22 protein-coding genes are annotated in these 24,293 nt (G+C 54.6%); 2 read left to right on the forward strand and 20 right to left on the reverse strand.

From position 1 onward, the window contains the following. Window positions 1-410: 410 nt before the first annotated feature. The gene (gene paeA / locus B6S09_RS14635) at window positions 411-1,727 is read right to left on the reverse strand and encodes a polyamine export protein PaeA (RefSeq protein WP_094279239.1); all 1,317 of its coding nucleotides are present in this window, start codon (window positions 1,725-1,727) and stop codon (window positions 411-413) included. Between the two features lie 342 nt (window positions 1,728-2,069). On the opposite strand from paeA, the gene B6S09_RS14640 reads away from it, so the two are divergent. Further along, a complete protein-coding gene (locus B6S09_RS14640) occupies window positions 2,070-3,071 on the forward strand; it encodes a substrate-binding domain-containing protein (RefSeq protein WP_243832850.1) in 1,002 nt (333 codons plus the stop codon). Continuing rightward, on the forward strand, window positions 3,049-4,815 hold the full coding sequence (locus B6S09_RS14645) for a LuxQ periplasmic sensor domain-containing protein (RefSeq protein ID WP_094279240.1): 1,767 nt from the start codon (window positions 3,049-3,051) through the stop codon (window positions 4,813-4,815). Before B6S09_RS14640 ends, B6S09_RS14645 begins: the two co-directional genes overlap by 23 nt. Window positions 4,816-4,857: 42 nt before the next feature. Here B6S09_RS14645 and glmS read toward each other — a convergent pair whose 3' ends face one another. The 19 genes from glmS to B6S09_RS14745 all read right to left on the reverse strand — a co-directional run bounded on the left by glmS (window position 4,858) and on the right by B6S09_RS14745 (window position 24,264). After that, complete coding sequence (glmS, locus tag B6S09_RS14650) at window positions 4,858-6,687, reverse strand: glutamine--fructose-6-phosphate transaminase (isomerizing) (RefSeq protein ID WP_094279241.1); 1,830 nt, start codon at window positions 6,685-6,687, stop codon at window positions 4,858-4,860. Between the two features lie 14 nt (window positions 6,688-6,701). Beyond that, window positions 6,702-7,469 carry a DeoR/GlpR family DNA-binding transcription regulator gene (locus tag B6S09_RS14655; protein ID WP_094279242.1) on the reverse strand — a complete coding sequence of 256 codons (768 nt, stop codon included), beginning with the start codon at window positions 7,467-7,469 and terminating at the stop codon, window positions 6,702-6,704. Window positions 7,470-7,785: 316 nt separating this feature from the next. Next, window positions 7,786-9,150, reverse strand: coding sequence for a bifunctional UDP-N-acetylglucosamine diphosphorylase/glucosamine-1-phosphate N-acetyltransferase GlmU (gene glmU, locus B6S09_RS14665; protein ID WP_094279244.1), 1,365 nt, complete (start codon window positions 9,148-9,150; stop codon window positions 7,786-7,788). A 104-nt stretch (window positions 9,151-9,254) separates the two neighbouring features. After that, window positions 9,255-9,680, reverse strand: coding sequence for a F0F1 ATP synthase subunit epsilon (locus B6S09_RS14670; RefSeq protein ID WP_094279245.1), 426 nt, complete (start codon window positions 9,678-9,680; stop codon window positions 9,255-9,257). Between the two features lie 18 nt (window positions 9,681-9,698). Beyond that, window positions 9,699-11,087, reverse strand: coding sequence for a F0F1 ATP synthase subunit beta (atpD, locus tag B6S09_RS14675; protein WP_094279246.1), 1,389 nt, complete (start codon window positions 11,085-11,087; stop codon window positions 9,699-9,701). A gap of 33 nt (window positions 11,088-11,120) precedes the next feature. Beyond that, entirely contained in the window at window positions 11,121-11,981 is an 861-nt protein-coding gene (gene atpG / locus B6S09_RS14680; protein ID WP_094279247.1) for a F0F1 ATP synthase subunit gamma, read from the reverse strand. A gap of 45 nt (window positions 11,982-12,026) precedes the next feature. Further along, window positions 12,027-13,568, reverse strand: a complete 1,542-nt coding sequence (gene atpA, locus B6S09_RS14685; protein ID WP_094279248.1) for a F0F1 ATP synthase subunit alpha — start codon at window positions 13,566-13,568, stop codon at window positions 12,027-12,029. Window positions 13,569-13,582: 14 nt separating this feature from the next. Next, complete coding sequence (atpH, locus tag B6S09_RS14690) at window positions 13,583-14,113, reverse strand: F0F1 ATP synthase subunit delta (RefSeq protein ID WP_094279249.1); 531 nt, start codon at window positions 14,111-14,113, stop codon at window positions 13,583-13,585. A 13-nt stretch (window positions 14,114-14,126) separates the two neighbouring features. Then, a complete protein-coding gene (gene atpF, locus B6S09_RS14695) occupies window positions 14,127-14,597 on the reverse strand; it encodes a F0F1 ATP synthase subunit B (protein WP_094279250.1) in 471 nt (156 codons plus the stop codon). A 50-nt stretch (window positions 14,598-14,647) separates the two neighbouring features. Then, the gene (gene atpE, locus B6S09_RS14700; RefSeq protein ID WP_071471457.1) at window positions 14,648-14,872 is read right to left on the reverse strand and encodes a F0F1 ATP synthase subunit C; all 225 of its coding nucleotides are present in this window, start codon (window positions 14,870-14,872) and stop codon (window positions 14,648-14,650) included. A gap of 60 nt (window positions 14,873-14,932) precedes the next feature. Then, window positions 14,933-15,712 (reverse strand): F0F1 ATP synthase subunit A, encoded by a 780-nt coding sequence (atpB, locus tag B6S09_RS14705; protein WP_094279251.1) that lies wholly within the window; start codon window positions 15,710-15,712, stop codon window positions 14,933-14,935. An 8-nt stretch (window positions 15,713-15,720) separates the two neighbouring features. Then, window positions 15,721-16,113, reverse strand: coding sequence for an ATP synthase subunit I (locus B6S09_RS14710; protein ID WP_094279252.1), 393 nt, complete (start codon window positions 16,111-16,113; stop codon window positions 15,721-15,723). Between the two features lie 197 nt (window positions 16,114-16,310). Then, window positions 16,311-17,216, reverse strand: coding sequence for a ParB/RepB/Spo0J family partition protein (locus B6S09_RS14715; protein ID WP_094279253.1), 906 nt, complete (start codon window positions 17,214-17,216; stop codon window positions 16,311-16,313). After that, a complete protein-coding gene (locus B6S09_RS14720) occupies window positions 17,213-18,016 on the reverse strand; it encodes a ParA family protein (protein ID WP_094279254.1) in 804 nt (267 codons plus the stop codon). Before B6S09_RS14720 ends, B6S09_RS14715 begins: the two co-directional genes overlap by 4 nt. Window positions 18,017-18,025: 9 nt before the next feature. Next, window positions 18,026-18,649, reverse strand: a complete 624-nt coding sequence (rsmG, locus tag B6S09_RS14725; RefSeq protein ID WP_094279255.1) for a 16S rRNA (guanine(527)-N(7))-methyltransferase RsmG — start codon at window positions 18,647-18,649, stop codon at window positions 18,026-18,028. 8 nt (window positions 18,650-18,657) lie between these two features. Continuing rightward, window positions 18,658-20,547, reverse strand: coding sequence for a tRNA uridine-5-carboxymethylaminomethyl(34) synthesis enzyme MnmG (mnmG, locus tag B6S09_RS14730; RefSeq protein WP_094279256.1), 1,890 nt, complete (start codon window positions 20,545-20,547; stop codon window positions 18,658-18,660). Between the two features lie 521 nt (window positions 20,548-21,068). Continuing rightward, window positions 21,069-21,524: an FMN-binding protein MioC gene (gene mioC, locus B6S09_RS14735; RefSeq protein WP_094279257.1), complete on the reverse strand. Its 456-nt coding sequence runs from the start codon at window positions 21,522-21,524 to the stop codon at window positions 21,069-21,071. Between the two features lie 357 nt (window positions 21,525-21,881). Next, window positions 21,882-22,610 (reverse strand): general secretion pathway protein GspB, encoded by a 729-nt coding sequence (locus B6S09_RS14740; protein ID WP_094279258.1) that lies wholly within the window; start codon window positions 22,608-22,610, stop codon window positions 21,882-21,884. Window positions 22,611-22,623: 13 nt separating this feature from the next. Then, window positions 22,624-24,264, reverse strand: a complete 1,641-nt coding sequence (locus B6S09_RS14745; RefSeq protein ID WP_094279259.1) for an ExeA family protein — start codon at window positions 24,262-24,264, stop codon at window positions 22,624-22,626. Between the last annotated feature and the right edge of the window lie 29 nt (window positions 24,265-24,293).

Below are 24,293 nucleotides of genomic sequence, written 5' to 3' on the forward strand. Positions count from 1 at the left end.
GCCTGCCGCCAGCGTTCAATCTGAGCCATGATCAAACTCTTCAATTAAAGATTTGATGCTCAATGAATATCTGAATTGCTGCTATTTCTAGTGCACTTCACAAATCATTGAAAAACAATATTTTTTGTTTCTCAATCGACTGCGAGTGCCCACACAGTTTGCTTGATAAATTGTTAAAGAGCGTGACCGCTTTCGCTGGTCAGGGCTGCGTATTCTACGCAACTCTTGGTGTTCGTCAAGCGTTGATTTTAACTTTGTTTTGTTCGCTTTCAACGTTTGTGACCGTTGGCGTGTTGCCCCGTGTCAGTGGATGCGCATTATAGGGAGCCGCGGATTTTGCGCAAGGGCTTTTTTGACAAAAACATGACTTTCAGTCCCGACAGCTCAAACCTTAAACAAAGCGGTGTTTTTTACTGCTTTTTCTCTTCTTCAACCAGCTCTGAATGCCCCAAACGGGTCACCAGCAACTGATCTATCTTGTAGCTGTCGATATCTACCACCTCAAACTTATAGCCCGCATGCAGCACAAAATCGGTACGCTTGGGGATCTTGCGCAACATGTACATCATGAAGCCGGCGATGGTTTCGTAGTTTTCGTCATCGGGGAAGCTGTCAATATCGAGTACCCGCATCACATCTTCAAGTGGTGTAAGCCCCTCCACCAGCCAGGAACTGGCATCCCGGGACACAATCTGCTCCTCCTGAGACTGCACCAATTCCCCCATCACGATGCTCATTACATCCTTAAGAGTAATAATGCCCACCACCAACGCGTATTCGTTCATGATGATGGCGAAATCTTCTCCCGCCGTTTTGAAGTGCTCCAGCACCTCATACATGGACAGCGTATCGGGAATGATCAACGGATTGCGCAGTATGCCTTCCTTTTGCAGTGAGATCGGCTGCTGGTGCAGCACCTGCATCAAGATGTCACGAGAGTCCACATAACCTAATACCTTGTCCAGACTGTCTTCACACACCAGAAACTTGGCATGGGGATGCTCAGCAATTTTGCTTTTGATGTCTTCCTGATCCTCATGAAGAGTGAAATAGATAAGGCTCTCCCGGGTGGTCATGGCCGACGTCACAGTTCGCGACTCCATTTCAAATACGTTTTCAATCAGGTGATGCTCCTGCTCCTGCAGCACCCCGGCCTGGGCCCCCGCATCCATCATGGCAATAATATCTTCGGGAGTGATTTCGTCCTGACGCATGGTAGGCACACTAAACAGCCGGAACAGCACATTGGCCAGACCGTTGAACAACCAGACCAAGGGCCGGAATAAGAGGATCATAAAGCTCATGGGGCGCACCACCGCCACCGCAATTTTCTCGGGTGCGATCATCGCCAGCCGTTTGGGTATTAAGTCCGCAAACAAAATGAACAGCGATGTCACCATAAAGAAAGAACCGAAGAAAGCAGCCTTGTCTATCCAGGCACCTTCAAAAAACAGGCTGAACAGGCCTTTGGTGAAAGGAGTGAAGGCCGACTCCCCGATAATACCGCCCAGAATGGCCACGGCGTTGAGCCCTATCTGTACTATGGTGAAGAAGTTTCCCGGCTGCTCCTGCAATAACAGTACTTTTTCTGCATTGAGGTTACCGTCACTGGCCATCAGTCTCAGCTTCATCTTGCGGGCTGCCGCCAGGGCGATCTCGGAAACGGAAAAAAATGAGCTGATCGCTACCAGCAGCAGAATAATCAACACTTGCTCAAAGGTTGTCATGGTTAGGTATTACCATCCAGGAGGTGTGTTCCACCAAATGAAGTCTGGCGGAAAGAATAAAACGCAGGAAATTTAACCCAATTCCATTTTTTTTGCCATGACCCGTGTGTATCCGTCTTTCAGACTGAGTTATAACTTTTGATATAATCAAGGCAACAGAAACAAATTCGAACATGTCATGGCTTCGGCCCTGAGTCCTCCGGGGCTTTGATCCATATGCTGTTGCAGGGGCTTTTATCCATGCTGGTAACACGGCTTTTACTGACTGTCATAAGCTTTATGTTGTTTGCATCTTCCTGTGCTTTGGCAAACAGTGGGGATTACTGGACCTATCAGGAATATATGGAAGCCTTTCCTGAACAGCATCAGCTGACCAAAAGCTTCGCCGAGCGGGTACGGCAGCCGGTCAAAAAGCAGGTAACCTCCACAAGCTCCCCCCTGCGCATTGCCATGCTGACTCCCGATGCCCAGGCATCCGATTACTGGTGGCGAAACCGTATCAGCCTCACCCGCCGGTTGCAGGAAGCTGGGCTGACATTTTCCCTGACCAGTTATTCATTTCAGCCGGCAACAACCATTCGTCAGCAAGAACAACTATTGGCCGACGCCTTAAGGGATGATCCCGATTACCTTATTTTTACGCTGAATGCTCTGCGCCACCGGGTGCTGGTTGAGAAAATTCTGGCCCGAGGCCACCCCAAGCTCATCCTGATGAACATTACCACCCCGCTGAAACACTGGGCCCATAATCAGCCCTTTTTTTATGTCGGGTTCGATCATCGTGAAGGCACCCAACGGCTCAAACAAGCTATTAATAAAATGACGGGGCCGACAGCCAACTATCTGATGCTTTATGGCACTCAGGGCTATGTCAGTGAAGTCAGAGGTGACGAATTTATTCAACTTAACGCCGACATGCCTGGATATGTGCTGAGTAATGCCTTTTATACCGATGTAAAGCGGGATAAAGCTCAGGAGGCTGTGTTACGGTCGCTGGCTGCTGATCCCAGCATTAACCTGATTTATGCCTGTACCACCGACATTGCTCTGGGTGCCGCCGACGCACTGAAGCAACTGGGTAAAGAAAATGACATCGTCATCAACGGCTGGGGAGGTGGCAAGGCCGAACTTGACGCCATAGCCGACGGCAGGCTGGACGTTACAGTAATGCGTATGAATGACGATAATGGCATTGCTATCGCAGAAGCCATTCGTCTGGATCAGGAAAACAAGACAGATCAAATCCCTCTTATATATAGTGGTGATTTTGCGATTGTTGACGGCCAGACCCCGGCAACCAGACTGGAACAGCTTAAAGCCCATGCCTTCCGTTACTCACAATAACAAACCGGCCCTTCCGCTGCTCAGACTGTTGCTACGCGTCTTGCTGCCAGCCTTTCTGCTGCTTGCTGCAGCACTTCTGGTACTGACCTACCGCAGTACCTCGAACATGGTAAATAACAGCATCCAGCATCAATTGCGGGATGCCAATGACCGCCTGCAAATACTGATGGACAGCTATCTCAGTGGACTGGACGGGCTGCTTGCCGCCGCAGCTGAACAACCCACCTTGGCACTGGCGCTTTTATCTGACAATAAAGACATAGCCCAAGCCAGGTTGCAGGACACACTGAGCCACCGCAATGGTGAATATCTGGATTTTCTGATGCTGAGCCGGGAGAGTAAGCTCTGGATCAATATGAGCTCACCGCTTTACATTACCCGTCACCGCCTGCATAAACTGGTTACCTCCCCAGCCATCTATCATCAATGGATCAGCACAGAGCTGGATTCATCCCTGGATAAACTGATCACACTGACACAGCAATATCCGGTTATTTCCCCCGACTCCGGGCAGGTGATCGGCAGCCTGCTGGGTGGCGTGGTATTGAATGACAACCTGAGTTTATTGCGTAAGCTGGCTCAGGGAGCAGATAACCTGAGTGTGCAGCTGATACTGAACAATAAACCCGTTGGGCCGGCTTACCGCAACAACAATGACATCGCAACCGATGTCATCTCTGAGATATTGGCTGCACCACAGCCATATGGGCAGCTCAAAGGGCATTATTTCAGCCTGCAGCCCATTCTGATAAACGGTGAAACCAGTGAGCTGAAAGTGCTGCTGTTAACCGACAACACCATCGCGCAGCAACTTCAGCAAAACTATAGTCACCACACGCTGTTAGCACTTTTCCTGGTACTGCTTACCGCTTTGCTTTTATCTTTGTACACCCTGAAAATCATCTCTTCACCACTGGCCAACCTGACTCACTTTGCCGAGCTTATCCGTAATGGCCAGCGGACCATATTTAAGCCTGACCGCATACAAGAGTTTAATTTTCTTGGGGACAGTCTGGAGCGAATGGTCTCAGCTCTGCAACAAAAAGAGCAACGCCTGGCCCACCTGTTTGATGCCGCCAACTCAGCTGCCATCATTATCGATAACAACGATAATATTCAGGCAGTAAACAATGCAGCCATACAACTCTTCAAAAAAGAACCCGATCAACTGGTGGGAACGCCTTTTACACAGCACTTTATTCCGGAGCAACTGGCTCCCCTACTGCAAGCCATTCATCGCTCAAGAAAAGGTCATAAAGTTGATGGGGTTGAAGCCAGGCTGGGTTCTCTGCCACATCGCCCACGTTACCAGCTGTGGACACTGGCACCGGTTTTTACCAATAAAGTGGTCACTGCCGTGCAATTGCAGGGACAGGATATCAGTCGCTTAAAGCAGGTAGAGGAATCTTTACAGCTGAACAGCCTGGTAATGGCCAACATGCTGGAAGCCGTCATGATCTTTGATCGCCAACGCCGCCTGGTATATGCCAATCCGGCTTATCACCACCTTACCGGCTATACCCTGGATGGCATGCTGGGCCAGCCCCCCGACAGGGCTCTGCCTCTGGAGCCCACAGAAGACCTGACCCCCTGGCAGTATGTTGATACTCAGGGCCACTGGCAGGGGGACATCAACGGCAAGCTCAAACACGGGAACAATACCGCACTGCGCCTGTCAATTCGCAGCCTGAGTAATGATCATGGAGAAATCAGTCATTATGTGGCGGTATTTTCAGAACGCTGAAAGGCACCAACCGAAAAACATCGAGTGGTGCCCGAGTATGCCTTACTCGACAGTGACTGACTTGGCCAGGTTCCTGGGCTGATCCACATCGGTGCCTTTTATCAGGGCCACGTAGTAAGACAACAGCTGCAGCGGTACCGTGTAGACGATGGGTGCGATCACTTCGTCCACGTGCTCCAGCGACATTACCCGCATGGTGTTGTCACCCTTGAAGCCGGCCTGCTTGTCGGCGAACACATAGAGAATGCCGCCCCGGGCGCGTACTTCTTCCACGTTGGACTTCAGCTTTTCCAGCAGCTCATTGTTGGGCGCCACCACAATAATCGGCATGTCGGCATCGATCAGCGCCAGCGGACCATGCTTGAGCTCGCCGGCAGCATAGGCTTCGGCGTGAATGTAGGAAATTTCCTTGAGCTTGAGCGCCCCTTCCATGGCGATGGGGTACTGCTCGCCCCGGCCCAGGAACAGGCTGTGGTACTTGTCGGCAAACTCTTCCGCCAGCAGCTCGATATCCCCGGCCAGCGCCAGGGTATCGACGATGTGCGCCGGCAGTGCCCGCAGCGAACGCACCAGCTCAGCCTCGGTCTGTTCGGTCATGTTGCCCCGGCAACGGCCCACCGCCGCCACCAGCATCAGTAATGCTACCAGCTGGGTGGTAAAGGCTTTAGTGGAGGCCACACCGATCTCGGCACCGGCCCGGGTCATAAAGGCCAGATCCGATTCCCGCACCAGGGAAGAGCCGGGCACATTGCAGATGGTCAGGCTGCTCATGTAGCCGGACTCCTTGGCCAGCCGCAGCGCCGCCAGAGTATCGGCGGTCTCGCCGCTCTGGGACAAGGTGATCAGCAGGCTATTGGGGCGCACCACCGACTTGCGGTAGCGGAACTCAGAGGCAATCTCGATATCGCAGGGCACGCCGGCCAGGGCCTCAAACCAGTAACGGGCCACCATGCCCGCATGGTAGGAAGTGCCGCAGGCAATCAGCTGAATGTGCTCGACCTTTTCAAAGATGTCGCGGGCGCCGTTACCGAAGGATTCGACTACCACACCCTGCTCGGCCAACCTGCCTTCCAGGGTGTCGGTGATGGATTTGGGCTGCTCGTGAATTTCCTTCAGCATGTGGTGGCGGTATTCGCCCTTGTCACCGGCGTCGTGAGTCACGTCGGACTCCTGCTCGGCACGGATTACCGGTTGGCCATCACGATCAAAGATATGGATTTCGCGACGGGTCACTTCGGCCACATCCCCTTCTTCCAGGAACAGGAAACGTCGAGTCACCGGCAGCAACGCCAATTGATCGGAGGCGATAAAGTTCTCGCCCAATCCCAAGCCAATCACCAGCGGCGAACCGGAGCGGGCCACCACCACACGAGAGTCATCGTTCACGTCCATCAGCACAGTACCGTAGGCACCACGCAGTTCCTTGACCGTGGCCTGCAACGCCGCCAACAGACTGTCGGTATGCTGGCGATGCCAGTGCACCAGGTGGGCAATCACTTCAGTATCGGTGTCGGAAGCAAACTCATAGCCCTTGGCCTGGAGTGATTCACGCAGCTCCTCGTGGTTTTCAATAATGCCATTGTGTACCACGGCAATGTTGCCGGACACATGCGGATGAGCATTACGCTCGGATGGCTCGCCATGGGTGGCCCAGCGGGTGTGGGCAATGCCTGTGCCGCCAGACAGCGGCTGCTGCTCCAGTGCTTCGGCCAGCGCCTGCACCTTGCCCAGCCGACGTACCCGACCCAGCTCGTTGCCGTCAATGATCGCAACCCCGGCGGAGTCATAACCCCGGTATTCCAGACGGCGCAGGCCTTCTACCAGTATTTCCGCCACATCACGCTGGGCTACCGCCCCTACAATTCCACACATGCTCTGAATCCTCTTTATTCAGGTGCAATCACCAACGTGATGCCCTTTTTCACTAACTGCTGTTGATCTGACTCGCTGATACCGTTATCGGTGACCAGGGTATGAATGCTGCTCCAGGGCAATTCCTGATTGGGTATTTTGCGGCCGAGCTTGTCCGACTCCACCATCACCACCACTTCCCGGGCAACCTCTGCCATTACTCGCGACAGTCCAGTGAGCTCGTTAAAGGTGGTAGTACCCCGCTCCAGATCGATGCCATCGGCACCGATAAACAGCTGATCGAAGTCATAAGAGCGCAACACCTGCTCCGCTACCTGACCCTGAAACGATTCGGAAGAAGGATCCCAGGTGCCACCGGTCATCAGCAGGGTCGGCTCCGGATCCAGCTCACGCACCGCGTTGGCAATGGCCAGGGAATTGGTCATCACCACCAGACCATGCTTGTGGTCCAGCTCTCCCAGCAGGGCCGCCGTGGTGCTGCCGCTGTCGATGATGATGCGATTATGATCACGAATGCGCGCCGCCGCCGCCCGGGCCAGTGCCTGCTTTCGTTTTGAAACCGGCTCGGCGGTGTTTTCCGCCACCATCTCGCTCGGTACCGGCACGGCACCACCATAACGGCGCAGCAGCAGGCCATTTCTCTCAAGGGCAGTGAGATCCTTGCGAATAGTAACTTCCGAAGTATCAAACCGACGGGCCAGCTCGTCCACGGTCACTTCGCCTTGCTCATTGAGCAGGGAAACAATGGTATGACGGCGTTGTTGGGTATTACGTTTCGACATTAAACGCTTAAGTTTCGACTTGAAAGAAGAATACTAGCAGATCAAAACAAAACCAATCAACAAACTAAAAACCCCGTCACTCCGGCGCATGCCGAAGTCCATGGCGAGTTGCACCCTTGCTTGCAGAATGGATTCCGGCTCAAAGGCCGAAATGACCAGAAATGACCAGAAATGAATTCTGCTGACAAACATGAGCGCAAAAAAACGCGGCTGCATAAGCAGCCGCGTCAGTAATAGTCACTTCTGCGAAAGCGGAGGTCCATCACGTATACACTGGGCTCCCGCCTTCGCGGGAGTAACAACTAAACAGTATTGATCAGGATTTTTTCTTCACCGGTCGCGGCCAGTTCTTGATATGGCGCTGGGCTACCCGGGTAATCACCAGCTCGGCCTCGGCCACGTCCTTGGTGACGGTGCTGCCCGCCCCCAGAGTGGCGTTCTTGCCGATGCGCACCGGGGCTACCAGCTGAGTGTCGGAGCCGACGAAAACGCCGTCTTCAATCACCGTCTGGAATTTGTTGGCGCCATCATAGTTGCAGGTGATGGTGCCGGCGCCGATGTTGACCCCCTCGCCTATCTCGGCGTCGCCCAGATAGGTCAGGTGGCCGGCCTTGGAGCCCTTGCCCAGCCGGGCTTTTTTCATTTCCACGAAGTTGCCGACGTGGGCGTCTTCAGCCAGCACGGCACCGGGACGCAGGCGGGCAAAGGGACCGGCACTGCTGGCGCTGCCCAGCTCGGCATTCTCAACAATAGAGTAAGGTTTGATCTCGGCATCATCACCAATCATGCAATTTTTGAGAATGGCACCGGCACCGACTTTCACCCGGTTACCCAGGCGCACATCCCCTTCAATAATCACGTTGACGTCGATCACCACTTCCTCGCCGGCGGTCAGAGTGCCGCGCAGATCAAAGCGGGCCGGATCCAGCAGGCTGACGCCTTCGCGCATCAGCCGTTCGGCCTGCATGCGCTGATAGGCCCGTTCCAGCCCGGCCAGCTGCACTCTATCATTAGCCCCTTCCACCTCGGCGGTGCTGGCCGGTTGCACAGTGGCAATGTCGCAGCCATCGCGGTGGGCCATTGCAAAAATGTCGGTGAGATAGTACTCACCCTGAGCATTGTCGTTATTGAGCTCGCCCAGCCAGGCCTTGAGCCGGCCGGCATCGGCCACCAGCACACCTGTATTTACCTCGTTGATCGCCAGCTGCTCCGGGCTCGCATCCTTTTGTTCAACAATACCGGTTACCTTGCCCTGTTCGCGCACAATGCGGCCATAGCCGGTGGGATTGGCAAGATTCACGGTCAGCAGGCCCACGCCACCGTCCGGCTGGGCGGTGATCAGCCGTTGCAAGGTGTCCGCCTGCAACAGTGGGGTATCTCCGTACAGCACCAGCACTTTGGCATCGTCAGCGATCGCGGGCAACGCCACCGCCACCGCATGGCCGGTGCCCAGCTGCTCGGCCTGATGGGCCCAATGAAGATCGGTGGCTTCAACGCGGGCTTTCAGCTGTTCGGCACCGTGACCGTAAACCAGATGAATACCGTTGACCTGACAGGCCCGGGCGGCCTCGATCACATGGGACACCATGGGTTTGTTGGCCACCGGATGCAGCACCTTGGGAAGAGAAGAACGCATGCGGGTGCCCTTGCCCGCCGCCAGAATCACTGCCTGTATGGTCATGGAAATCAATGTCCCGTTTATCAATGAATGTATTTTCACTGCCGGTATTGTGATTTTTTTGCAAAAAAAAAGCGACCCTGAGGTCGCTTTTTCGAACGTTCGGCTTAACGTACGTTTTTCTTAACCAACTGCAGCACGCGCAGTTTCGCCATGGCCCGGGCCAGTTCGGCAGCCGCTTCTGCATAGTCCACATCGTGTGAGGAGTTCTGCAGCTTGGCTTCTGCCGAGCGTTTGGCTTCTTCGGCCTTGGCTTTATCCAGATCTTCGGCGCGAATTGCAGTGTCGGCCAATACCATGACACTGCTGCCCTGTACTTCCAGCATACCGCCGGAAATGTACAGAACTTCCTGCTCACCAGCCTTGGTAACGTATTGCACCAGGCCAGGACGGATTGCCGTCAGCAGGGGGGCGTGTCCGTAACGAACGCCCAATTCACCCTCAGAGCCGGAAACAGTCACCGCGGTCACAGAGCCGGAAAACAGGCGTTTTTCGGCGCTGACGATGTCCAGGTGAAAGTTATACTCAGCCATCAGGTCCTCCTTAGAGGCTTACAGTTTCTTGGCTTTTTCGACCACTTCGTCGATGGAGCCAACCATGTAGAACGCCTGCTCGGGCAGTGTGTCGTAGTCGCCGTTCAGGATGCCCTGGAAGCCAGCGATGGTGTCTTTCAGAGACACATACTTGCCGGGAGCACCGGTGAACACTTCGGCCACGAAGAACGGCTGAGACAGGAAACGCTCGATTTTACGCGCGCGAGACACAGTCAGCTTGTCGTCTTCAGACAGTTCGTCCATACCCAGAATGGCGATGATGTCCTTCAGCTCTTTGTAGCGCTGCAGTACAGTCTGTACACCACGGGCAACAGAGTAGTGCTCTTCACCAACTACCTGCGGGTCCAGCTGACGACTGGTGGAATCCAGCGGGTCAACGGCCGGGTAGATACCCAGAGCTGCGATCTGACGGCTCAGTACCACGGTCGCATCCAGGTGGGCAAAGGTGGTTGCCGGAGACGGGTCAGTCAAGTCATCCGCAGGCACGTATACGGCCTGTACAGAAGTGATAGAACCAGTCTTGGTAGAGGTAATACGCTCCTGCAGAACGCCCATCTCTTCAGCCAGGGTCGGCTGGTAACCTACTGCGGAAGGCATACGGCCCAGCAGTGCGGATACTTCAGTACCGGCCAGGGTGTAACGGTAGATGTTGTCCACGAACAACAGTACGTCACGACCTTCGTCACGGAACTTCTCGGCCATGGTCAGACCGGTCAGCGCTACGCGCAGACGGTTTCCGGGCGGCTCATTCATCTGACCGTATACCAGCGATACCTTGTCGATAACGTTGGAGTCGGTCATTTCGTGATAGAAGTCGTTACCTTCACGGGTACGCTCACCAACACCGGCAAATACGGAGTAACCGCTGTGCTCGATGGCGATGTTACGGATCAGCTCCATCATGTTTACGGTTTTACCAACACCGGCACCACCGAACAGACCAACTTTACCACCCTTGGCGAAGGGACATACCAGGTCGATTACCTTGATGCCGGTTTCCAGCAGCTCGGCAGAGTTAGACTGCTCTTCGTAGCTGGGAGCTTCACGGTGAATGGACCAGCGCTCTTCTTCGCCGATGTCGCCTTTTTCATCGATGGGGTTACCCAGAACGTCCATGATGCGACCCAGGGTCTGAACACCTACCGGCACCTGGATCGGCGCGTTGGTGTTTTCGATTTCCAGACCACGGCGCAGGCCGTCGGAAGAACCCATGGCGATACAACGTACAACGCCGCCGCCGATTTGCTGCTGAACTTCCAGAACCAGACCCTGGCCCTGGCCTTCAGTCGTAATCTTCAGCGCATCGTAAACGTGAGGAACCGCATCTTGCGGGAATTCCACGTCAACAACGGCACCGATGATCTGGACTATGATACCCTTACTCATGTCAAATCCTCTAAACCTTTGAATACCTTCGCCTTATACGGCACCGGCCCCGGCAACAATCTCACTCAGCTCCTGGGTAATCGCGGCCTGACGGGCCTTGTTATACACCAGTTGCAGATCGTTAATCAGGTTGCCGGCGTTGTCGGTTGCGGCTTTCATCGCTACCATCCGGGCCGCCTGTTCGCTGGCCAGGTTCTCGACCACACCCTGATACACCTGAGATTCCACAAAGCGTACCAGCAGCTTGTCCAGCAGCGATTTGGGATCCGGTTCATAGAGGTAGTCCCAGCTGTGGCTGGCCACTTCTTCTTCCGATGCAGGCAAAGGCAACAGTTGATCGACCGTCGGCTTTTGTACCATGGTGTTTTCAAACTTGTTGTACACCAGGTACAGCTTGTCTATCTCACCTTTGTCGTACGCTTCCAGCATCACGCTGACAGATCCGATAAGGCTGTCCAGCGAGGGGTTGTCGCCCAGGCCGGAGGCCTGCGCCAGTACCTTGCCGCCATAACGGTTGAAGAAACCAACCGCCTTGCTGCCGATAAGGCACAGATCAACGCCCACACCTTTGTCGGTGCATGCTTTCATTTCGTTCATGGCAGCCTTGAACACGTTGATGTTCAGACCACCACAAAGACCACGATCGGTGGAGACGATAATAAAGCCTACGCGCTTGACCTCACGGTCTTCCAGATAGGGGTGCTTGTATTCCAGGTTCCCCTGCGCGATGTGGCCGATCACCTTGCGTATGGTTTCAGCGTATGGGCGGCTGTGGTCCATGCGATCCTGCGCTTTACGCATTTTCGAGGCGGCCACCATCTCCATAGCGCTGGTGATCTTCTGAGTGTTTTTCACACTCCCGATCTTGCTACGTATTTCTTTTGCGCCGGCCATGTCGCTTCTCCAATTCAGGTGGCAGCAATTAACGCTGCCACATGGTTACCAGGACTGGGTAGCCTTGAAGCTATCCAGCAACGCAGTCAGCTGAGCCACAACGTCTTTGTTGTAGTCGGCTTTCTCGTTGATCTCCGCCATCAGGGCGGCATGTTCTGAATTGGCGTAAGCGATCAGGGCGTCTTCAAACGTAGTGATGAGTCGCAGCTCAACATCATCCAGGTAGCCGTTTTCTGCAGCGAACAGAGACAGTGACTGCTCGGCAACGGACATCGGACGATATTGCTTTTGCTTCATCAGCTCGGTAACTTTCTGACCGTGGTTCAGCTGCTTGCGGGTAGCATCGTCCAGATCGGAAGAGAACTGAGCGAAGGCCGCCAGTTCGCGGTACTGAGCCAGCGCGGTACGGATACCACCGGACAGTTTCTTCACGATCTTGGTCTGAGCAGCACCACCTACACGGGATACGGAGATACCCGGGTCAACGGCCGGACGGATGCCGGAGTTGAACAGTTCAGTGGTCAGGAAGATCTGACCGTCGGTGATGGAGATCACGTTGGTCGGTACGAATGCAGACACGTCACCGGCCTGGGTTTCGATGATCGGCAGCGCGGTCAGAGAGCCGGTCTGGCCTTTCACTTCACCGTTGGTGAACTTCTCAACGTAGTCAGCAGACACGCGGGAAGCACGTTCCAGCAGACGGGAGTGCAGGTAGAACACGTCACCCGGGTAGGCTTCACGGCCCGGCGGACGACGCAGCAGCAGAGAGATCTGACGGTAGGCAACGGCCTGCTTGGACAGGTCATCGTACACGATCAGGGCATCTTCACCGCGGTCACGGAAGAATTCACCCATGGCACAACCGGCGTAAGGTGCCAGGTATTGCAGGGCGGCAGACTCGGAAGCGGAAGCAACAACCACAATGGTGTTCTTCAGCGCGTCATGCTCTTCCAGCTTGCGAACGACGTTGGCGATGGTGGACGCTTTCTGGCCGATGGCCACGTACACACACTTAATGCCGGAGTCTTTCTGGTTAATGATGGCGTCAACGGCCAGGGCGGTTTTACCCACCTGACGGTCACCGATGATCAGCTCACGCTGGCCACGGCCGATCGGAATCATGGCGTCAACGGCTTTATAACCGGTCTGTACCGGCTGGTCTACCGACTGACGATCGATAACGCCGGGCGCGATCACTTCTACCGGAGAAGTGGTATCAGTGTCGATGGCGCCTTTACCGTCGATCGGCTCACCCAGAGTGTTAACCACACGGCCCAGCAGGCTGCGGCCTACCGGAACTTCCAGGATACGACCAGTGGATTGAACCTTGGTGCCTTCGGCCAGGTCGGCATAAGGACCCATAACCACGGCACCTACGGAGTCGCGCTCCAGGTTCAGTGCCAGGGCGTAACGGTTGCCCGGCAGTTCAATCATTTCACCTTGCATGATGTCAGCAAGGCCGTGAATACGAATGATGCCATCGCTTACAGAGACGATGGTGCCTTCGTTTCGTGCTTCACTGACAACATTGAATTGCTCGATGCGCTGTTTGATCAGCTCAGCAATTTCAGTTGAATTCAGTTGCATGCTCTATTCCCCAATCAAGATTGCAGCGTTTCGGCCAAGCGGGACAGACGGCCCCGCACACTTCCGTCGATAACCATGTCACCGGCCTTGATGATAATGCCGGCCATCAGGCTCTTGTCGACGCTGCAATTCAGGTTCACCTTGCGTCCCAGACGCTGTTCCAGTGAAGCCTGAATCTTGGCCACTTGTTGCTTGGTCAGTCTGGCGGCAGATACCACATCGGCATCCACTACCCGGTCCAGTTCCGCCTTCATTTCGGCGAATTCCCGGACCACTGCCGGCAACACACTCAAGCGTCCGTTTACGGCCATAACCCGAATCAGGTTCTGGCCTTGCTCATCGAGCTGTTCGCCACAGACAGCCAAAAACACGTCGGCCATCTTTTCCGCGTTCAGATCGCTGCCGAGCACCTGGGCCATGCTGTCGTTCTGCGCCACTTCGGCAGCAAAAGTCAGCATGGACAACCAGTTGTCGACCGCTTTTTTCTCAACGGCAAAATCGAAAGCTGCTTTGGCATAGGGGCGAGCAATGGTTTTCATTTCCATGGCTCTGATTCCCTTACAGTTCAGCTACTACTTTCTCTACGATGTCGCTGTTGGCAGCGGCATCAATCTGACGCTCGAGGATTCTCTCTGCACCCACCAGGGCAAGAGCAGCAACCTGCTTACGCAGTTCCTCTTTGACACGATTGCGTTCGGCTTCAACTTCCGCCTGGGCCTGTGCCAGAATCTTTTCACGCTCGGCCTGAGCCTCACGCGTTGCATCCTCGATGATCTGAGCCTTACGCTTGTTCGCCAGCTCAACAATTTGAGCGGACTCCAGCTTGGCTTCTTTCAGCTGTTCGGTTGCATTGGTCTGCGCCAGTGCCAGGTCTTTCTTGGCACGTTCGGCCGAAGACAAACCTTCGGCGATTTCTTTCTGGCGCTTTTCGATGGCACCCATGATGGGGGGCCATACGAACTTCATGCAGAACCAAACGAAGATGATAAACGCGATCGTTTGACCGAGGATTGTTGCGTTCATATTCATCGCAACTCTCCTTTAAAGTTGGTTAGCAGACTGATTAACGTACCGGGCCATTAGGCTACGGCGAAGATCAGGTACAGAGCCATACCAACGGTGATCATCGGGATGGCGTCAACCAGACCGACCACGATGAAGAAGTTGCCGCGCAGGGCAGGCAGCATGTCAGGCTGGCGAGCAGCACTTTCCAGGAACTTGCCACCCAGCATAGAGATACCGATAGCACCACCGATAGAAGCCAGACCCAGCATGAGAGCGGCAGCGATGAAAATCATTTCCATTTTATTTCTCCAATTGTTAGCGGTTAGAACGACAGCTTGTTAAATTCTTGTTATCTTAAATTAATGCTCTTCATAGGCCATCGACATATAGACGACGGTCAGGATCATGAAGATGAAAGCCTGCAGAGTGATTACCAGAATGTGGAAAATCGCCCACGGCACATTAAGGACCCATTGAGACCACCACGGCAGCAGGCCCGCGATGAGGATGAAGATCATCTCACCAGCGTACATGTTACCGAACAGTCGCAGACCCAGGGAGATGGGTTTTGCGATCAGCGATACAGTCTCAAGCACCAGGTTAACGGGAATCATGGACCAGTGGTTCAGCGGTTGCATGGTCAGCTCTTTTACAAAGCCGGACACGCCCTTCATCTTGATGCTATAGAAAATGATCAGGAAGAAGACACCGAACGCCATGGACATGGTGATGTTAACATCGGCGGAAGGAACAACCCTCAGGTAAGGAACGCCCAGCAATTGAGCACCATAGGGCAGATAGTCGACCGGGATAAGGTCCATCAGGTTCATCAGGAATACCCAGACAAAAATGGTCAGCGCCAACGGCGCGATTAACGCACTCTTGCCATGGAAGACGTCCTTGACGGATTTATCCACAAACTCAACCAGCAGCTCAACGGCACATTGCCACTTGCCCGGAACACCAGTGGTTGCACGGGATGCAACCTTGCTGAAGCCCCACAAGAACAGCGCGCCCAGGACAACGGAAACAAGCAAAGAATCGATATTCAACGCCCAGAATCCCGAACCAATCTGCAGGTGTTGCAGGTGGTGAGAGATATAACCCTGGGAAGTTAGGACATCTCCTGTTGCAGCCATGTGTTTTCCTAGTAACGGTTGTTGAGAGTGAATGAAAGAATCCACTGCATCAGCAATGCCAGGGCGTAAGCCGTGTACAGGGGCAAGATACTTACCTCCATGTACTTGAACACCACCACAAACAACATGATGGTACTGGCCAGCTTAATCCCTGCCCCGCTGTAAAAGCTCGCCACAATGTTTTGCGGCGTGGCGTCACTGGTACTTCTGGCCAGCACCACCACACTGAAAAGACATTGGGGAACCCAGTAGATTCCGCCCCCAAAAAGGGCGGAACGAGCGGCGGCCTCTCCCTGTCCGAATCCGAACAGTGCAGCGACTGCCACCACCAGGAATAATTGATAAATCAGTATTACCAGCGCCACTTGTCTGTCACTGAGGTGCCGGTTTTTCCGCTTCACAATTACTCCTGATACAGTTAGGGGCCTTCCCGATGGCATCCATCGGTTAAGCCCCAAAAAAGCAGGTCAAATTATACCCGTGAACGACACAAATGCAATTGGACTAAATCCTTATTTTTCGCGGATTTCAGTGCTTTTTTTATGCATTTTCACCACACTTGTATTGACTGAAGGATTACTACAGTGTGCGCGGATATTCAGAGCTTGGGATCATCCCCCAAACCGAAAAAAGTGCCTATTTTATCCAGTTCATTCAATGAGTTATATGAAATGACTAGCTTTCCCTTCTCTTTTCCTGATGACTTGATTTCGGCTTTTATACCTAATTTTTCACCAAACTCCTGCTCAAGCTGGGTCATAAACAGGGATCTGGGTTGCTCTGTTTTTGCTTTTTCGGGCACCTGAGCCTGTTTTACCAATTTTTCGGTTTCCCGCACGGTCAGGCCTTTTTGCGCCACCACGCGCGCCAGTTGCGACTGACTTTCCCCTTCCAGCGTCAGCAAAGCCCGGGCATGGCCCATTTCCAGTGAGCCGTTTTCCACCAGCTGCTTCACATCATCGTTAAGCTGATTCAGCCGCAGCAGGTTGCTCACCGCACTGCGACTTTTGCCCACGGCGTCGGCCACTGTCTGGTGAGTGAATGCAAACTCTTCTATCAGCCGCGCCAGGGCGCGGGCCTCTTCCATCACATTGAGGTCTTCACGCTGAATATTTTCAATCAGGCCGATGGCCAGGGCTTCCTGATCGGTAACTGGCTTGACCAGCACTGGCACCTTGCTCAGACCGGCCATTCTGGCCGCCCGCCAGCGCCGCTCACCAGCCAGGATTTCATAACCGCCGGCTTCCAGCGGACGCACCACGATGGGCTGAATAATGCCTTGCTGACGAATGGACTCGGAAAGTTCCTCAAGCGCCTGCTGGGACATGTCCCGGCGCGGCTGATATTTGCCCGGCTGCAGATTGTTGATGGCCAGATTCTGCAGCTCGCCACCGGCACCGGATTCAGAATGGGTATCGGCCTGCTCACGACGCAGATTAGCGGCGGAGCTGGTGCTGAGCAGAGCATCCAGCCCCTTGCCCAGTCCGCGACGTTTCATGTTCATGCTGTCTTTTCCACCTGTTCGGAGTTGGACTGCTCATCTTCGGCACGGCGCAGTATTTCACCGGCCAGCGCCAGATAGGATTTGGCTCCTACCGAGGATTTATCGTAATACATGGCAGGAGTACCGTGGCTGGGAGCCTCGGCCAGGCGCACATTGCGCGGGATCACGGTGCGATACACCTTATCGCCAAAATAGCTTTTAAGCTGATCGGACACCTCATTGGACAGACGGTTGCGGTGATCATACATGGTGCGCAGTATGCCCTCGATTTTGAGGTCGGGGTTAACCACCGCGGCCAGCTTGCTGATGGTATCCACCAGCGCGGTCAGTCCCTCCAGCGCAAAATATTCACACTGCATGGGCACCAGCACCGAATCTGCCGCCGACATGGCATTGACGGTGAGCAAATTAAGGGAAGGCGGACAATCGATAAAAATGTAGTCATAGTGCTCCCGTACCGGTGCCAGCGCATTACGCAAGCGCACCTCACGGGCGAAGAATTCCATCAGCTTGATTTCAGCAGCAGTGACGTCACCGTTACCGGCAATCAGATCATAGCCACCGCTGGTTTCCGAGACGACAACCTCCGCCACCGGCAGTTCGTCTACCAGCAGCTCATAGGCGGTATTGGCTACCTGGTATTTGTCGACACCGCTGGCCATGGTGGCGTTGCCCTGAGGATCGAGATCGATCACCAGCACGTTACGCTTGGTGGCCGCCATGGAAGCGGCCAGATTCACACAGGTGGTGGTTTTACCCACTCCACCTTTCTGATTGGCTATAGCAATGACTTTTCCCACCGGGAACCTCTACTGGCTGGCTTGCGAAATGACCACCAGATGGCGGTCGCCTTCCTGCCCGGGCACATGCAGCGGATAAACGCCATCGCATGTCAGGTGGGCGGGCAGGGATGTTAACTCCTGCTCCGGAATTTGTCCCTTAAGGGCAAGAAAACAACCATGAGGGGCGGGCAGGTGCGCGCACCAGCTTAGCATGTCATCCAGCGAAGCAAAGGCCCGGCTCAACACGCCGTCAAACTTTTGTTCAGGCTGAAAAGCTTCAACCCGGCTTTGCACTGCCTCCACATTGGTCAGCCCCAACTGGTGTACCACGGTGCGAATAAAGCGAATACGCTTGCCCAGGCTGTCGAGCAGCACGAACTGTTTGTCAGGATTGATAACGGCCAGCGGCAAACCGGGCAGACCCGGGCCAGTGCCTACATCGATAAAACGTTCACCATCAAGGTAAGGGCTTACTACCAGGCTATCCATGATATGGCGTACCAGCATGGCATTGGGATCCCGCACCGAAGTGAGGTTGTAGGCTTTGTTCCACTTGTCGAGCAGCCCCACCAGGGCCACCAGTTGCTCAGCCTGTTGGTCAGTTATTTCCAGTCTGGTCTTAGCCAGCAGGGAATGCAGTTGTTGCAGCATCATAAACCTCAAGCCGATTTGCGCAGCAGGCCGCGCTTTTTCAGATGAACCAGCAAAATGGAAATGGCTGCCGGGGTAACACCGGAAATGCGCGAGGCCTGGCCCAGTGTTTCTGGCCGCGCTTCATTAAGCTTGGCAATCACCTCGTTGGACAGGCCTGATACCTCGGCGTAGTCCAGATCCAGCGGCAACCTGGTATGTTCGTTGCGCAGTTGCTTCTGAATCTCGTCCTTCTGACGCTCGATATAACCGGCGTATTTGGTCTGGATTTCCACCTGTTCGGCGGCCTGTTCGTGTTCAATGCCCGGACCAATGCCCTCGATGGCCATCAGGGTGGTGTAATCCAGTTCGGGACGGCGCAGCAGCTCTTCCAGATTGTGCTCCCGGCTGAGCGGAGTTTTCAGTTTTTCATTCAGAGCCGAGGCGGCAGCATGTTTGGGGTTGATCCAGGTGCTGCGCAGACGCTGGCTTTCCTGTTCCATGCGTTCAACCTTGTCGCAGAACAGCCTCCAGCGGTGATCGTCCACCAGACCCAGCTTGCGACCTTCCTCGGTCAGACGCAGATCGGCGTTGTCTTCGCGCAGCAGCAGGCGGTATTCGGCCCGGCTGGTAAACATGCGGTAAGGCTCCTGAGTACCCAAGGTAGACAGATCATCCATCATCACCCCGAGATAAGCCTGATCCCGGCGCGGTGACCAGGATTCTTTGTCAAAGGCACGCAATGCGGCGTTGGTTCCGGCTAACAGGCCCTGAGCACCGGCTTCTTCGTAACCGGTGGTGCCGTTGATCTGGCCGGCAAAGTACAAATTGTGCAGACACTTGTTTTCCATGTTGGAGCGCAGATCCCGCGGATCGAAGTAATCGTATTCGATGGCATAACCGGGGCGCATGATATGTGCCTGCTCGAACCCCTTGATCGAGCGTACGATCTGGATCTGTACGTCAAACGGCAGGCTGGTAGAGATCCCGTTAGGGTAAAGTTCGGTGCTGGTCAGGCCTTCCGGCTCAACAAAGATCTGGTGAGCGTTCTTATCGGCGAAACGCATGATCTTATCTTCGATCGACGGACAGTAACGGGGGCCGATCCCTTCGATCACACCGGCATACATGGGGCTGCGATCCAGGTTTTGCCGGATCACGTCATGAGTACGCTCATTGGTGTGAGTGATGTAACAGGGTACTTGCTGGGGATGATCTGCCCGGCTGCCGATAAAGGAAAATACCGGCGTCGGGTTATCGCCGGGCTGGGGCTGCATCACCGAAAAATCAACACTATTGGCATCAATACGGGGCGGCGTACCGGTTTTCAGCCGATCGATCCGCAGCGGCAGTTCCCGCAACCGGCTGGCCAGGGCAATGGACGGAGGATCTCCGGCGCGGCCGCCCTGATAGTTATCCATACCAATATGAATCCGGCCATTAAGGAAAGTACCGACGGTCAGCACCACGGTTTTACCGTAAAACTTAAGGCCGGTCTGGGTAATGACACCAGTGACCGTATCGCCATTGAGGATCAGATCATCACAGGCTTGCTGGAAGATTTTCAGATTGGGCTGATTCTCCAGTCGGGTTCTGACAGCCTGACGATAGAGCTGCCGATCTGCCTGGGCACGGGTAGCACGTACCGCCGGGCCTTTGGAAGCATTCAGAGTGCGGAACTGAATGCCGGCGCGATCTGCAGCCTGTGCCATGATACCGCCAAGGGCATCAATTTCCTTAACCAGATGTCCTTTGCCAATACCACCAATCGCGGGGTTACAGGACATTTGTCCGAGTGTATCAATGTTGTGCGTCAGCAACAGGGTGTTTGCCCCCATACGGGCAGCGGCAGCAGCTGCTTCCGTTCCGGCATGGCCACCACCTACCACGATGACATCAAACGATTCTTCATATTGCATATTGAACACTCTTGAAACACTCAGCTGAAAGGATCTCTGGCCCTGTGATCAACCGTCACTGTTTAGCCGGTTTGCTCAAGGGGTGCATATTTTAGCTGTTTTACGGAAGGGATGGAAACCGGATCAGAGCGGATCCTGTGATTGCTTATAGATCTTAGATCTTTAGATCGATCTTCTGTTAGATCTGTTATTAGCAACGGCCGGATCTGTGTATAAGCGATTTTTGATCAGGGAGATCATTCACTTACCTCAGATCGTTTGATGTGGAAAACAGATCTCATACTCCCGTATGACCAGTGGTTAACTGCTCTACTTATCCACATGGGGTCCGGTGAAAAAATTTAATTTATAGGATAACTATAGGTTTAACACCGTTTTATCGCACATTTATCAACAGTCGTACTGCTGCCGTTTAGTGACAAGTGAATGGTTGTAAGGGGCGGATCTGTTGATAACTTGGTGGAAGAAACTTGGTGCGCTGGCGCGGAGGCGTGAAAACCGGATCCCGGCCAGCATTAACATTAAGCGATCATTGCTTCGTTTAAGTTGCGATCCAGCCAGATCTGAGCCTGTTGTTCCGGTGGATCGCCGGCGCTGACATCTATCTCCAGCCGATCCCCGATCCGGGTGGCGCCCAGTGCCGTCAGTGTTTGATCCAGCTTTTGTATCGCGTGGCAGAAAGTATCGTAACTGCTGTCGCCCAGACCCACAGCCAGATAGCTGAGCTTCGGGAAATGGGGAGCTTGCTGTTGTAGCGCCTCAAAAAATGGCTGAATGTTATCAGGAAGATCTCCCGCTCCGTGGGTGGAGCATATCAGTAGCAGATAATGATCGGGGGCGATCAAGATGTGATCAAGCTGGGGAGAAGTGTGAATAACCGTTGTATGACCGGCAGACTGCAGGTGATCTGCCAGGTCTTCGGCCAGATCCTCGGCACAACCGAGAGTGGATCCCACCAGCAGGGTAAAGTGGCTCATAGCTGACTCATGTTGGCAAACAGGTATGTCATCTTACCCCAGAGATCAATCTGCGCGAGAGCGGCACGCTCTTCATTTTTGCTGTAATGACATATCCGTCATGGATCCCTGCCCCCAACTCTGGTCATGCAGATGCGCATCCAGTACAGATGTGCACGGCGTTAAACGCCGTATTGTCTGCTGCATGGACCCCCGCCTTCGCGGGGGGGACGTTTCTTCTCGGTCTGGTCATGCCCATGCAGATAGGTATCCAGTACAGATGTGTACGGTTACAAGCATGGCGTGGTTTGTGGCATGGATCCTCGCCTGAGCGGGGTGGACCTGGCTTCACAGAAGATGACGGAGGTCTGTCGCTTGTTACCCGCCTACCGAGCCCAGGTGAAACTCGTTGCCCTGAAAGCTCAGCACCACCCCCTTGGGGGTAATGCGCTCAATACCGAGAGAGCCGACGTTTTGCCCTTCCCGCAGCATCTGGCCGTTGATATTAGCCATGCGTGCAGCTGGATCCGGCGAGTAAATGTGTACCGACAGGATCAGCGGTGGCAACCGGCTGCGAATGCTGGCCGGCAGCTCACGGATATCCGGTACCCCGGGATCAAATACCGGCTCGGAAGGGGGAGCTTGCGACAGTGATCCGGCGGGCACATTGGCATTTGTTGGAGCAGCCTGAGTGGTCTGCTCCCGTTGGGCTGGGGTCGGCTCCGGCTCATTCAGACTGACAGCCGGTGGTTCTTCTACCAGAATGCGGGGGGAATTGGAGCTGGAGCTGATGACGATGGGTTGCCTGGCCGGTTGTGGTGGCGTGACGGCAATGCCTTCTGAAGTGTCGGGAATAACCGGTATCTGTGCTTGTGGTGCCGGCTCAGCTACCGGCGGCAATTCCAGCCAGCGGGCAGCAAACCGTGCCAGACCCAGTCCAATCAGCATAGCCAGTACGATAATCATCAACAGCCTGAACAGACGGCGGCGATACAGGGGCGGTCGCCTTGGCGGGGGAGCACCGGCGGGTTCCGGGAGCACTGCTTCCGGGGTCTGACGATTGCGCCGGCGTTCCGATTGCTTCAGAGCGTCAAGAATATAAGACACCTTATGCCTCCGTTTAATCGCTGAGCTGGGGCAGGCCGCTCAGCAGGCTGGCACTGAAATAAATACCGGTCTGCGGGCCAAAAATGCCATCCGGGATCAGCCCCTTACTTTGCTGAAAAGCCTGTACGTCGGTGCTCAGAACGTCATCATAATAGGGCTGGGAGGGCCGCACTGAGCGGTTACGCCATCCGGCCAGGTGTTGTTCCAACCAGGCCACTGCTGCTCCCCGGCTGCCCGGACGCAGTGGCCCCCGGTATTCAGGCGGCGGCTGCCATAGCATGACATAGCTGCCGGGCCACCAGGCTTCCAGTTTTTCCAGCGGTAACTGCAGCGTTTGTCCGCCAGCTACTAATGTGGCCTGCTCGTTATTAATGGCAATGAGAGTGACATATAAGGGAGCATGCTCCGGTCGTTCCAGCCGGAACACGGCCGGATGATTTTGCGCTCTGAGCGTTTCCAGGCTGGCTTCCTGCATGGTGCAATCCAGTTTCTGGCTGCGGGCATAACGGCATATCACCGGCTGGCTGACCGGATCATAGTCCAGCTGCCATAGGGCAAACAGCTGCTGATAGGCCAGGATCTGGCTCAGCCCGGTATCAATTTCCGGCCATTGCAGCTCTGAAGAGACAGTGGTTGCAGTTGCTGCAGAAGCGGTCAGTGTGCCGGCCGCAGACACGGCTTCAGCGGCTGGCAGCTCCTCAGCCGGCAGAGCGGGCGGCGGTGAGTCCAGTGACATCACAAGGTGTGATATTTCACGCTGATATTGCCATCCTGTGACAGCCAGAACGGAAAGCAGTAACAGCAGCAAGGCTGCAAGGGCCGGTAAGCGCTGGCGGGAAGAGACCGTGATATTACCCAGTACCTCAGTGGCGGCCCGGTTTAAGGTAATGAGATCTACTCTTGGCAATCGTTGTACGAAGGCACCCAGCAGAGCGCGATCACAGATAACATTAATGAGCCTGGGCACGCCGCCGGTCAGGCGGAACAGCCGGCGCAGGGCCGAAGGCTGAAATAATTGTGCTTCAATACCCGCTACCGACAGGCGATGAGCAATATAAGCCTGCATTTCGTCAAATGACAATGGCACCAGGTGATAACGGGCGGTAATACGTTGTGACAGTTGCCGAAGTTCGGGCCGAGCCAGCTTTTCTGCCAGTTCCGGCTGACCCAGCAGCATGATCTGAAGCAGTTTGTGAGTATTGGTTTCCAGGTTGGTCAGCAGACGAATTTGTTCCAGCAGCGAAACGGGCAGGTTCTGCGCTTCGTCAATAAGCAATACCGTATGACGCCCTTCGGCGTGCGACTCCAGTAAATGATGATGTATGGCGTTGCTCAGCTGACGCACATCGGGCTGTCCGGGCAGGGTAATACCAAGTTCCTGACAAATGGCAGACAGCAGCTCGGTAGCAGTACCGCCGGGGCTGAGAATAAAGGCCAGATCGGTATGCTCCGGGACTTGTTCCAGTAAACAACGACATACCGTTGTTTTACCGGTGCCGACCTCACCGGTCAGCAGAACAAAACCGCCGGGGCAGTTCAGACCATACTGTAAGTGGGCCAGTGCCTCCCGATGTTGCTGACTAAGGTAAAGAAAGCGGGGGTCCGGCGCAATGGAAAAGGGCAGATCCGTTAACCCGAAGTAATCGCCATACATAATGTCCGTCCCTGGATTGGTCTCCTGTT

This window comes from Oceanimonas baumannii (assembly GCF_002245495.1).
Lineage (GTDB): Bacteria > Pseudomonadota > Gammaproteobacteria > Enterobacterales > Aeromonadaceae > Oceanimonas > Oceanimonas baumannii.

What these genes read in the sequence shown, in the direction of transcription:
- paeA (WP_094279239.1), bottom strand. Translation starts at nt 1,727, where the DNA reads ATGACAACCTTTGAGCAAGTGTTGATTATTCTGCTGCTGGTAGCGATC.
- B6S09_RS14640 (WP_243832850.1), top strand. Translation starts at nt 2,070, where the DNA reads ATGGAAGCCTTTCCTGAACAGCATCAGCTGACCAAAAGCTTCGCCGAG.
- B6S09_RS14645 (WP_094279240.1), top strand. Translation starts at nt 3,049, where the DNA reads ATGCCTTCCGTTACTCACAATAACAAACCGGCCCTTCCGCTGCTCAGA.
- glmS (WP_094279241.1), bottom strand. Translation starts at nt 6,687, where the DNA reads ATGTGTGGAATTGTAGGGGCGGTAGCCCAGCGTGATGTGGCGGAAATA.
- B6S09_RS14655 (WP_094279242.1), bottom strand. Translation starts at nt 7,469, where the DNA reads ATGTCGAAACGTAATACCCAACAACGCCGTCATACCATTGTTTCCCTG.
- glmU (WP_094279244.1), bottom strand. Translation starts at nt 9,150, where the DNA reads ATGACCATACAGGCAGTGATTCTGGCGGCGGGCAAGGGCACCCGCATG.
- B6S09_RS14670 (WP_094279245.1), bottom strand. Translation starts at nt 9,680, where the DNA reads ATGGCTGAGTATAACTTTCACCTGGACATCGTCAGCGCCGAAAAACGC.
- atpD (WP_094279246.1), bottom strand. Translation starts at nt 11,087, where the DNA reads ATGAGTAAGGGTATCATAGTCCAGATCATCGGTGCCGTTGTTGACGTG.
- atpG (WP_094279247.1), bottom strand. Translation starts at nt 11,981, where the DNA reads ATGGCCGGCGCAAAAGAAATACGTAGCAAGATCGGGAGTGTGAAAAAC.
- atpA (WP_094279248.1), bottom strand. Translation starts at nt 13,568, where the DNA reads ATGCAACTGAATTCAACTGAAATTGCTGAGCTGATCAAACAGCGCATC.
- atpH (WP_094279249.1), bottom strand. Translation starts at nt 14,113, where the DNA reads ATGGAAATGAAAACCATTGCTCGCCCCTATGCCAAAGCAGCTTTCGAT.
- atpF (WP_094279250.1), bottom strand. Translation starts at nt 14,597, where the DNA reads ATGAATATGAACGCAACAATCCTCGGTCAAACGATCGCGTTTATCATC.
- atpE (WP_071471457.1), bottom strand. Translation starts at nt 14,872, where the DNA reads ATGGAAATGATTTTCATCGCTGCCGCTCTCATGCTGGGTCTGGCTTCT.
- atpB (WP_094279251.1), bottom strand. Translation starts at nt 15,712, where the DNA reads ATGGCTGCAACAGGAGATGTCCTAACTTCCCAGGGTTATATCTCTCAC.
- B6S09_RS14715 (WP_094279253.1), bottom strand. Translation starts at nt 17,216, where the DNA reads ATGAACATGAAACGTCGCGGACTGGGCAAGGGGCTGGATGCTCTGCTC.
- rsmG (WP_094279255.1), bottom strand. Translation starts at nt 18,649, where the DNA reads ATGCTGCAACAACTGCATTCCCTGCTGGCTAAGACCAGACTGGAAATA.
- mnmG (WP_094279256.1), bottom strand. Translation starts at nt 20,547, where the DNA reads ATGCAATATGAAGAATCGTTTGATGTCATCGTGGTAGGTGGTGGCCAT.
- mioC (WP_094279257.1), bottom strand. Translation starts at nt 21,524, where the DNA reads ATGAGCCACTTTACCCTGCTGGTGGGATCCACTCTCGGTTGTGCCGAG.
- B6S09_RS14745 (WP_094279259.1), bottom strand. Translation starts at nt 24,264, where the DNA reads ATGTATGGCGATTACTTCGGGTTAACGGATCTGCCCTTTTCCATTGCG.